The 9,955-nt window shown below is 42.4% G+C and carries 9 protein-coding genes; 2 read left to right on the plus strand and 7 right to left on the minus strand.

All coding sequences use genetic code 11. The features are described from left to right. Positions 1–100 precede the first annotated feature (100 nt). On the plus strand, positions 101–529 hold the full coding sequence (locus ACOYVE_RS03970) for a SufE family protein (protein ID WP_014855874.1): 429 nt from the start codon (positions 101–103) through the stop codon (positions 527–529). On the opposite strand, the gene ACOYVE_RS03975 is transcribed toward ACOYVE_RS03970, so the two are convergent. Beyond that, on the minus strand, positions 530–1,438 hold the full coding sequence (locus tag ACOYVE_RS03975) for a cation diffusion facilitator family transporter (RefSeq protein ID WP_422880910.1): 909 nt from the start codon (positions 1,436–1,438) through the stop codon (positions 530–532). Between the two features lie 46 nt (positions 1,439–1,484). Between ACOYVE_RS03975 and dgt the strand changes: the two genes are divergently transcribed. Beyond that, positions 1,485–2,750: a dGTP triphosphohydrolase gene (gene dgt, locus ACOYVE_RS03980; RefSeq protein ID WP_014855876.1), complete on the plus strand. Its 1,266-nt coding sequence runs from the start codon at positions 1,485–1,487 to the stop codon at positions 2,748–2,750. Here the strand turns inward: dgt and ACOYVE_RS03985 are convergent. The 6 genes from ACOYVE_RS03985 to ACOYVE_RS04010 all read right to left on the minus strand — a co-directional run bounded on the left by ACOYVE_RS03985 (position 2,723) and on the right by ACOYVE_RS04010 (position 9,010). After that, positions 2,723–3,958, minus strand: coding sequence for a 4-hydroxy-3-methylbut-2-enyl diphosphate reductase (locus ACOYVE_RS03985; protein ID WP_014855877.1), 1,236 nt, complete (start codon positions 3,956–3,958; stop codon positions 2,723–2,725). The genes dgt and ACOYVE_RS03985 overlap by 28 nt on opposite strands. Position 3,959: 1 nt before the next feature. Next, entirely contained in the window at positions 3,960–4,799 is an 840-nt protein-coding gene (locus ACOYVE_RS03990; protein WP_014855878.1) for a DUF2911 domain-containing protein, read from the minus strand. Positions 4,800–4,949: 150 nt separating this feature from the next. After that, positions 4,950–6,587, minus strand: coding sequence for an L-glutamate gamma-semialdehyde dehydrogenase (gene pruA, locus ACOYVE_RS03995; RefSeq protein WP_014855879.1), 1,638 nt, complete (start codon positions 6,585–6,587; stop codon positions 4,950–4,952). A gap of 467 nt (positions 6,588–7,054) precedes the next feature. Beyond that, positions 7,055–7,195, minus strand: coding sequence for a hypothetical protein (locus ACOYVE_RS04000; protein WP_157867312.1), 141 nt, complete (start codon positions 7,193–7,195; stop codon positions 7,055–7,057). A gap of 221 nt (positions 7,196–7,416) precedes the next feature. Next, positions 7,417–8,172, minus strand: coding sequence for a hypothetical protein (locus ACOYVE_RS04005; protein WP_041355936.1), 756 nt, complete (start codon positions 8,170–8,172; stop codon positions 7,417–7,419). Between the two features lie 208 nt (positions 8,173–8,380). Further along, on the minus strand, positions 8,381–9,010 hold the full coding sequence (locus ACOYVE_RS04010) for a hypothetical protein (RefSeq protein ID WP_014855881.1): 630 nt from the start codon (positions 9,008–9,010) through the stop codon (positions 8,381–8,383). Between the last annotated feature and the right edge of the window lie 945 nt (positions 9,011–9,955).

A 9,955-nucleotide genomic window follows, 5' to 3' on the forward strand; every position in this document is an offset into this window, starting at 1 on the left:
TTTTTTAGTCTGTTGTAAAATTGCCGGAACAAGACCTGCTCTTTTTAACGAAATCCGTAAACTTAATTTTTTATATTTGTGTCAAAAAAAAACAATTGTTATGACGATAGCCGAAAAACAGAAAAAGTTAGTCGAGGAGTTCGAACAATATACCGACTGGGAAGAACGCTACAAACACTTAATTGAACTGGGGCGGCAGATGCCCGAAATGAGCGAAGAACTGAAAATCGACAAATATAAACTCGACGGATGCCAGTCGCAGGTTTGGATTAAAGCCGAATTGAAAGACGGTAAAATTTATTTCGTAGCCGACAGCGACGCGGCAATAGTTAAAGGCTTGATTGCGCTTCTTCTGAAAGTTTATTCGGGGCACACGCCAGATGAAATATTGTCCAATCCTCCCGAATTTTTAAAACAAATAGGTATCGACAAACACCTTTCGCCAACTCGCAAAAACGGTTTGGCTGCAATGATGAAGCAAATTCAGATGTACGCGGTCGCTTTCAAAACCCTTGCTGGAAAGAAATGACTATCTGTGTTGTTCGATCAGATCGGATTCCGGGCACTGATTGCATTCGAATTGCAGCGTAATATGGTGAATGTCGAATCTGTCGTGCAGCCGATCGATTATCTTTTTTCGAAGCCTGTCGCTTTCGCTTATTTTCATATCCTGAACGTTAACATGCGCTTCGAGGTGTATGTCGTTTTCGCCCACCATCCACATGTGTATGTGGTGGATGTTTTCCACTTCCGGGAATTTTTCCACTTCCAGTTGAATTTCTTCGATTGAAATATTGGTCGGAGCTCCTTCCATCAATACGTGAATCGCTTCGAGAAGTATCGAGTAGCTTTCTTTAATAATATAAACGCCGATGAGTATCGTCAAAAGCGGATCGATCCAGTGAATTTGCCAGAGTATTATTGCAATACCGCCGCCCAGCACCGCCACCGACGAAATTGTATCGCCCAGTAAATGCAGATACGAAGACCGGATGTTCATGCTCGATTTGGAATCTTTTCTGAGAAGCAATACGGCCAGTAAATTTGCCAGCAATCCCACAAGCGCAACTATGCTCATTATTCCCGGTTCGATGACGACCGGCTCTGAGAATCTCTTTACGGCTTCGTAAAAAAGATAGAAAGATATCACAATCAACACTGCCGAGTTAATAACTGCGGCAAGTATCTCGGCGCGTTTAAGTCCGAACGTATGACGGGGCGAGTTTTGGCGATGTTTCAGTTTTAATGCAATGTAACTGATTACAATCGAAATACTGTCGGAAAAATTGTGAAGCGCGTCGGATATCAGCGCCAAACTTCCCGATATCAATCCCCCTATTACTTCCGCCGCGGTAATGACGAGATTCAGCAGTATTACGAAAATCAGTCTTCCTTTGGTAGCCGTAAGTACGTCGCTATGTGAATGATTGTGTCCCAATTGTAATTATTTATTATTTTAATGTACAAAAATCAACATAGACGAGATGAAAAACAAATTTTACAATAATTTCGATATCAAACGTCTGAAAGAGAGCGAGCGTTCAAACGACTATCGAACGCCGTTTCAAATAGACAGAGACAGAATAATCCATTCCTCGGAATTCAGAAGGTTGCAGGGCAAAACTCAGGTTTTTTTGCCGGGCGAATACGATTTCTATCGCACGCGCTTGACGCATTCAATTGAGGTGGCTCAGATCGGCAGGTCTATTTGTAATTACTTGTGCAAATCGCAAAAAGAGTTTTTCAATGATGAATTTCATATCGACTCCGACCTGGTCGAAGCAATTTGCCTGGCTCACGATCTCGGGCATCCGCCGTTCGGACACGCAGGCGAGAGAATATTGAATAAATTGATGCTTGACTACGGCGGTTTCGAAGGGAACGCTCAAACTTTGAGATTGGTAACCGAAATCTTTTACCGCGACGGAAATCGTTACCGCGGTATGAATCCCACGCGCGCTTTCCTCGACGGCGTATTGAAATACAAAGCCCTGTTCAGCCAATTCGAAAGACCGGAGAATCATTTCCTTTACGACGAACAGGCAATCTATATCGATTTTATCTGGGAAAACGGATATGAATCTATTAAGAATGATACGGAGCTATTGAACAACTTCCGCAGTATCGAATGTCAGATAATGGACTGGGCAGACGACACGGCTTATGCTGTAAACGATCTGGTCGACAGCATCTCGGGCGGATTCATCAATATTGCCAAACTTTCCAAGTGGAAACAAATTAATTGCAAAACGGACGAAGAAGAAAAAATCGTCGAGGAAATAATTGATTGGATAAAAGAGGATAATTACAAGCAAAAATTCGGAGCCCAAATCGGCGAGTTTATTGCGGCGTGCTCGGTCAAAAAAAGAACCACTTTTATGGACGATTATACAAACAGATACGGGTTCGAACTCGTCGTTCCCGAAGAGATAAAAAAGCGGGTTGAAATTTACAAAAAGATTTCGGTCGATCTGGTATTCCGTTCGCCCACGCTCCATCAAATCGAATTCAAAGGTAATTCGATGATCGAAAAAGTGTTCAAACTGCTCGAAGAAAATTATATCGTAGAGCCGGGCTCGAGCAAACTTCTGCCCGATTTCAACGACAGAATAATTCGAACCGAATCCGAAAAGAACCGCAGGGCTCGTTTGGTTTGCGATTATATTGCCGGCGCTACCGATTCTTACGCGATGAGGATTTACAGAAGGCTCTTCGACCCGGACTACAGCTCGCTTACAGACCTTGTGTAATTGCTCAAAATATCGGGAGTGAATTCGGCGTCGTAAAAAGAGAGTAGTTTTCGGATAACCGCTTCTACGAGCGAGTCGGGACACGACGCGCCGCTTGTTATTGCAATAACGGGCGGTCTGTCCTTCGGCAGAAAATTCTTGCCGGTCGCCTCTTTCTTTTGTTCAATATCGAAGTACAGAATTTCTTCTTTCGAAATTATTTTGGAAGGGTCGGAAATAAAATAGGTGGGGAACTTGGCCGAAAGTATTTCGACCAGATGCGATGTGTTCGAGCTGTTATAACCGCCCACAACAATTGCCGCATCGGCGTTTTGTTTTGTAAGTTCGTATGTAGCCGATTGATTGTCGTTTGTGGCATAGCAAAGAGTGTCGCGAGTGTCCGCAAAACGCTCTTTCAGATTTTCCTCTCCGTATTTTTGCAGCATAGTTTGTTTTAGGAGGTTTGCAATTTCTTCGGTCTCTTCCGCCAGCATTGTTGTTTGATTGACCACGCCGATTCTTTCCAGATCTTCCGGAAATTTGAAATGCGGAGTAAGTTTGCCTTCGAAAAACCGGTAAAATTCTTTTTCGTTTTTATATCCCAATATAAATTCGGAAAGAATGCGCGCTTCTTTTAAGTCGCGCACGATAACCGAAGGCGAATTAAGCGAAGTGTGCGAAAATGTGGCTCGCGTTTCCTCGTGATAATGTTTGCCGTGAATTACGATCGTATAGCCTTTGCCGCCAAGGGCTGCCGAACGGTTCCAAACTTTCTCTACAAACGGACACGTAGTGTTATACGTTACAATGTCGATGTTTTTGCTTTTGAGCAGGTTTTCGGTTTCGACAGTGGTTCCGAATGCGGGAATAATTACGATATCGTCGCTCGTTATTTCATCCCACGGCACAAATTGATTGCCGTGGTTATCCATAATAAAATTGACGCCGTTGCTTTTTAAATCTTCGTTGACGTGAGGGTTGTGAATCATTTCGCTCAGCAAAAAAATTCTTTTGCCCGGATTCGAACGCACTGTTTTGTAAGCTATTTCGATGGCGTTTTCGACGCCGTAACAAAAGCCGAAATGACGCGCAATTAATAGAGTGATATTACCGAATTCCAGACGCGTCGGCGAAAAATCCTTTTTCAACGGGTCGGCGGTTTTGCGGTATGCTTTAATTGCCGAAATAATCGGACTTCTGTAAAAATCGGGTATATCGAACTTTTTCATATTAATTCAGCTTTTCACGAATTCTTTTTTCGAGAAGATCGACTTCGTAAACGTACCCGGGATAGTCGTCGTTGTTTCTTCCGGCTTCTCTGCAAAGCTCAAGCGTATCGAGCGCTTCGGCAAATTTTCCCTGGCGGTAAAGGAGTTTTGCTTTTATCAGGTACGTATAGAAATTTTTTGTAATCGAGAGAGCCTTTTCTATCCATTCCCCGGCTTCGTCCAGGAATACGCCGTTTTCGGCGGCGTAACGAGCGGCAACCAGATATACCTGCCAGTCGTCCGAACCGGCTTTTGCGAGAGCTTCTTTGATTCGTTTATAAACTTCTTCGTTTAATTTAATTGTGATGTCGAAAGAAATTTTAAGATTTTCCCAGCGCATTTCGACTGTGCAAACGGAATCCGAAATTTCGGGAATTAGAAAGAGGAGACGCTCCGTAAAGTCCGTCTTTTCGGGTTTTACTTTAAATCTCATGAGATCTAATTCCGGATCGTAATCGAGTCCCCAGCCCAGCTTTTTGTTAAGGATGACCGTCCATTCGTTATGAGACGGAATCGTAAAAATCGAATAGATTCCGGCAGGAACCGTTTGACCGTTTATAATAACGTCGGTGGTAAATTTGATTCTGGTCGACTCGTTTGCGCCCGTTCGCCAAACTTTGTCGTAGGGCACCAATCCGCCCCAGATTTTACGTCCTTTAACGCTGGGACGAGAATATTCGATTGAAATGTCGGTATAACCGATTCGTTGATAAACTTCGGCTTTCGGACTCAAACGCGGAAGTTCCAGTTGACCATATATTATGCTCGAGGCTAAAATTAAAATGGATAATATCTTTTTCATCGGGTTACCTTTCCAAAAAATTAATCGGGTTATCAATAATAATAAAGTTTCGTAAAATAAAACAAACGGCGGAGTATTTAAGTTCTTATAAAATGCGGTTGAAGTTGAATAATAAAAAAGAGGCTGCCTGAAAGGCAGCCCCCGGATAAACTATTTATCCTGCATAAAAGGATATCTGTAATCCTTTGGCGGAATGAAGTTTTCCTTGATTGTTCTGGCCGAGACCCATCTGAGCAGATTTAGATAGCTGCCGGCTTTGTCGTTCGTGCCGCTGGCGCGCGCGCCTCCGAAAGGCTGTTGACCGACCACCGCGCCTGTCGGTTTGTCGTTTATATAGAAATTGCCGGCTGCATTTGTAAGAATTTGGTCCGCAAGTTCGATTGCTTTTCTGTCCTGCGCGAAGATTGCGCCCGTCAGCGAATAAGGCGATGTCTCGTCGCAAAGATGGAGCGTCTCTTCGTATTTATCGTCGTCGTAAACGTAGAGGGTCAAAACCGGACCGAATATTTCTTCTTCCATAGTTTTGAATTTGGGATTCGTAGTAAGAACAACAGTCGGTTCGATGAAATATCCGATTGAATCGTCGTAGTTTCCGCCGAACAGAATTTCGGCTTCGTTCGAATTCTTGGCGTACTCGATATAACTTGTAATCGAATCGAAAGCGTTTTTGTCGATAACCGCGTTCATAAAATTCGAAAAGTCCTGAACGTCGCCCATCCGCACTGTTTTAAGTTCGTCTATCATAAATTCTTTAAGCGAATTCCAGATCGATTTTGGGATATAAGCTCTCGAAGCCGCGGAGCATTTTTGACCCTGGTATTCGAATGCGCCTCTGATGAGCGCCGTTCCGAGCGCTTTGAGATCCGCGCTTGCATGAGCAAAGATGAAATCCTTTCCGCCTGTTTCGCCGACAATACGCGGATACGATTTGTATTTCGACAAATTATTGGCAGCTGTTTTCCACATCGACTGGAATGTGGGCGTGCTGCCGGTAAAATGAATTCCGCCGAAGTCGGGCGAATCCATGACTATTTTGCCGACAATGGAGCCTGAGCCGGGTATAAAATTGATTACGCCTTCGGGTAGTCCCGCCGCTTCAAGGAGCTTCATAATCCAGTAGGCAGAATAGACCGAGCTCGAAGCCGGTTTAAGAAGCGCTACGTTTCCCATCAACGCAGGCGATGTCGGCAGATTTCCGCAGATCGACGTAAAGTTGAAAGGAGCCACTGCAAAAATAAATCCTTCGAGCGGGCGGTATTCCATTCGGTTCCACATGCCGGGCGGCGAGTGGAGCGGCTGGTCTTCATAAATTTTCATGGCGTAATATGCGTTGAACCGGAAGAAATCCGCCAGCTCCGCAGCCGAATCGATTTCAGCCTGGAATACGTTTTTGCTTTGACCGAGCATTGTGGCGGCGTTGAGTATATAACGCCATTCGGTTGAAGAAAGAAGATCGGCGGCTTTAAGGAATACAGCAATTCTGTCGTGCCATTCCATTCTCGACCAGGCTTTGTGAGCCTTCATCGAGGATTCGATTGCCATTTGAATCTCTTTCTCGCCGGCTTTATGGTATTTAGCCAGTACGGTTTTGTGGTCGTGCGGACAGACGGAATCGGCGGTGTCGCCTGTTTTAATTTCTTTGCCGTCGATAATCAACGGAATTTCGATTGTCTGCCGCGCCATTGAACTGAGCTGCTTTTTCAAGGCGTCGCGTTCCGGGGTGCCCGGAGCATAACTTTTTACCGGCTCGTTGGGTGGCGCCGGTACGCTGAATTTTGCATTTGCCATAACATCCCTTTTTATTGTGAAAGGATAATTTAATTTATGCCATAAAATTAGAAAAAATATGACAATTAAAAACCGGAATCGACAGGAAAGGAAAAGATTTGGATTGTCCAATGCCTGCTTGAAGAAACATTTTTGAGGTGGACTAAAAGATTGTCTTTGTGAGGAGTCCTGACATTGGTGGGACGACGAAGCAAACTCAAATTAATGTCAGCAGAGATTACTTCGCCCGCTGCAAGCGGGGCTCGTAATGACAAATAGCGAATAGAAATCGCCGGCTACGGAAAAAACAAACTCTGAAAGGACAGCCAGCCGTCTTTGCGACCCCGCAGAATGCGAGGGATACAAATTCTAAACAAAGCTTCGTCTTTGCGAGGAGTGAGCTTTATGCGAACGACGAAGCAAACTCAATTTAAGCCGTAGATCGCGCGAAGAGCGCAAAGGACACAGTCTTTCCGAATCAGCCAAAACTAATGGAGATAATATTCCACGCTGTCTTTCTGAACCCGCCAACGGCGGGTGAAGAATCTCGAAAAATTGTCGTGCGGATTATGCGTCATTCCGTCAGCGGCGGGTGAAGAAACTCTGTCTTTTCCCTTATCATTCAGCATGTAGCGGCATTCCTCAAAATTGTAAGAGGATGTGTTTGTTGATGTGAGTCGGAAAATGAAGACTACTCAAAAGCTACGGCAATTTATTTTGAAATATATAAGCAAAGTAAAACAAATTCCGTATCATACCCCTTCTTTTTTCAAAAAAGAAGCGGCTCGCACGCGTATTTTAAATGGACGGATATCCATTCAAAATGTAAGCGTAGGAGCCGCGACTTATTTTATTCATATTGATAAGTCATGCTCAAAGAATGTTTTCCGTCGCCTGTAAAAATTGTTTCGGTTAACGGAAAACCGTCCGGGTCATATGTGTATGTAAAACCGATTCCGTTTGATGAGCCTTCTGACGTAGTAACTTTATTGATAATGTTGTTTTTACTTTGCGTTGCAGGTTCATACAGAATATCTTTAAAATTATGCCAGGGATTAATTTTGTCGTCGTATTGCATGATGTGCCGGGAAGTCAATTTATTAGAGTAAAATTCTCTTATTTCGACTACGTTGTCAGCGTTATCATAATCATATTCGATGTAATAAAACAGGCTGTCCTGAGTAAGATACTGTTCTTTTTTAATCAGTCTGTTTTGATCGTCGTAAATGAATTTAAGATAGCCGTAGGGAGTGGAATCACTTCCTATATACAAATCCTGTTTATCCAGTCTGCCGTTCGAATCGTAGATAAACTTTTTAAGTATTGGGGTTCCGTAATTGTAGTGTAATTCATGTTGAAGTTTGCCGTCGTCGCCGTATTCGAATTCGATAGAAGTAGAAATTTCCGAATTGATAATCTGTTCGTATTTTATCAGGCGGTTGTCTTCATAATAGAACGCGGAATAGTTTTGTTCATCCTGAACTATTTTTGAAAGGCGTTTTGATACGAGTTCATTCTCGGGCATAACGCTATGGCTTTCTTTGCAGCCCTGGAATAGAACAGCCGCGAGAAGAGATATAAAGAAAAATGATCTTGTGCGTAACATTTTACTACTCCTTTTTTTGTATGTTGAAAAAAAGAAGTAGAATTATTTCATTTTATCCTCGTTATTAATTATAGAACATTCTCTTTTCATAGTCGTTTCGAAATACCGGTTCGGGATCATCGCGAAGCCGGTAATTTCTGACCGGCTTCGCTGTCTAAATTTATTTCCGTTCGATTTCTTGAATTATAATATCTTACTTAAACGAATATTAGAAATAAACGCTTAAACCGAATAACACCAAAGTAGTCATTGATAAAGCGTTCGATTTTTCTTTTACCATCGGAAGTTGTTGACCATTGGCAGTTAATTTCCGTTCGTTTTTATTCCAGCTATACGACAGATACATTAAGTATTCGGCGTGCACGCTTATATTCTTACGTATGAACCATTCTGTTCCCAGGATTCCTCTTAATCCGGCAGTAAAGCCGGTTCGATCCTCTTCATTTTTGTTGTTGGAAAAACTGCTTTCATTGCTATAACTTGTAAATGAAAACATTAGCCCGCTGCCGCCGTACATAATTAAGTCGCCTTTTTTTATCAGTTGCCATATATAATCCGTTCCAACGCCCAGAACAAAGCCTTTTAAGTCGTTTTCCGAAACGAGAACGCTGTCTTCCACTGAAGAGTTATATGTATCAATCGAGGGGGAAATAAAAAATCTTAGTTGATTTGAATTTTCCAGCATTTTCTTCAAAGCAATATCCATATGGAATTTGCTCAGAGTGAAATTATCCGAAATGCCGAAAGTAAGCGCGTATCGTGAATTCGACGTATCGCTTTGAGCCGATACAAATGACGATAACAACAAAGAGACAATTACTCCTAATGCGGTTTTCATTTTCTGCTCCTCTAATTGTGGTATAATGATTTTACTCATACGCTTTCTTAAAAAAGAAAAAGAAAGACGTATGAAAGAATCCGGACCCATAAATTTTAAACCCTTCCGTTTTAATCAGCGCAAGAAATAAAAATAGAAACGTAATGCTGCCGCTGTATTTGTCGAAATTAAAACGGCTTCTTATTGAATCCGGTAGAAATTTTTTGTACGGTAAACCCTCGTTAAATATTTCTAAAGTATGAACGTCTTCAAAATATTTGCATTGAATATAATTTAACCTAATAAAAATGTCAAGAATAATGTGTAATTAATACGGAGGTTATTCACTATCAAAAGTAAGATGGAAATTTTGCGGCTTTCCCGCGTTCCATGCCGGGCCCCTGCATTCCCTTGTTTCAAACACAAATTCGTATTTGCGACCCCGCAGAATGCGGGGGGATACAAACTCTAAACAAAACTTCGTCTTTGCGAGGAGGTCCGAAGAAGACGGAACGACGAAGCAAACTCAAATGAATACAGGTGAGATACTTCCCCGCCTGCGGCGGGGTCTGTATGACAAATTAGGGATCGAGTAGGTCTTTGTGGACGAGTGGTATGTGGGAAGCAAACACATATTAAACCGCTGAGCTCGCCAAGGACACAGTCTTTCCGAATCAGCCAAAACTAATGAAGATAATATTCCACGTTGTCTTTCTGAACCCGCCAACGGCGGGTGAAGAATCTCAATTCTTGAAAACCGAAACGCCTGATAAGCTGCAGACAAAATAACGAAGAATAAAAAACAATAAATTTAAACTAGAGAGTTGATTTTTTTTTTCTGGTGTAAATTCATTTTTAGTTGAAAATAAAAAAGAGAGACTCCTGAAAAATTAGTAATTTTTGGTTTAGGCAACTAAAAAAACTAAAAGGAGTCTCTTATGCAAAATACAAATAATAGGAACAAAA

Origin of the sequence: Melioribacter sp. (assembly GCF_049325435.1) — a bacterium.
GTDB lineage: Bacteria > Bacteroidota > Ignavibacteria > Ignavibacteriales > Melioribacteraceae > Melioribacter > Melioribacter roseus.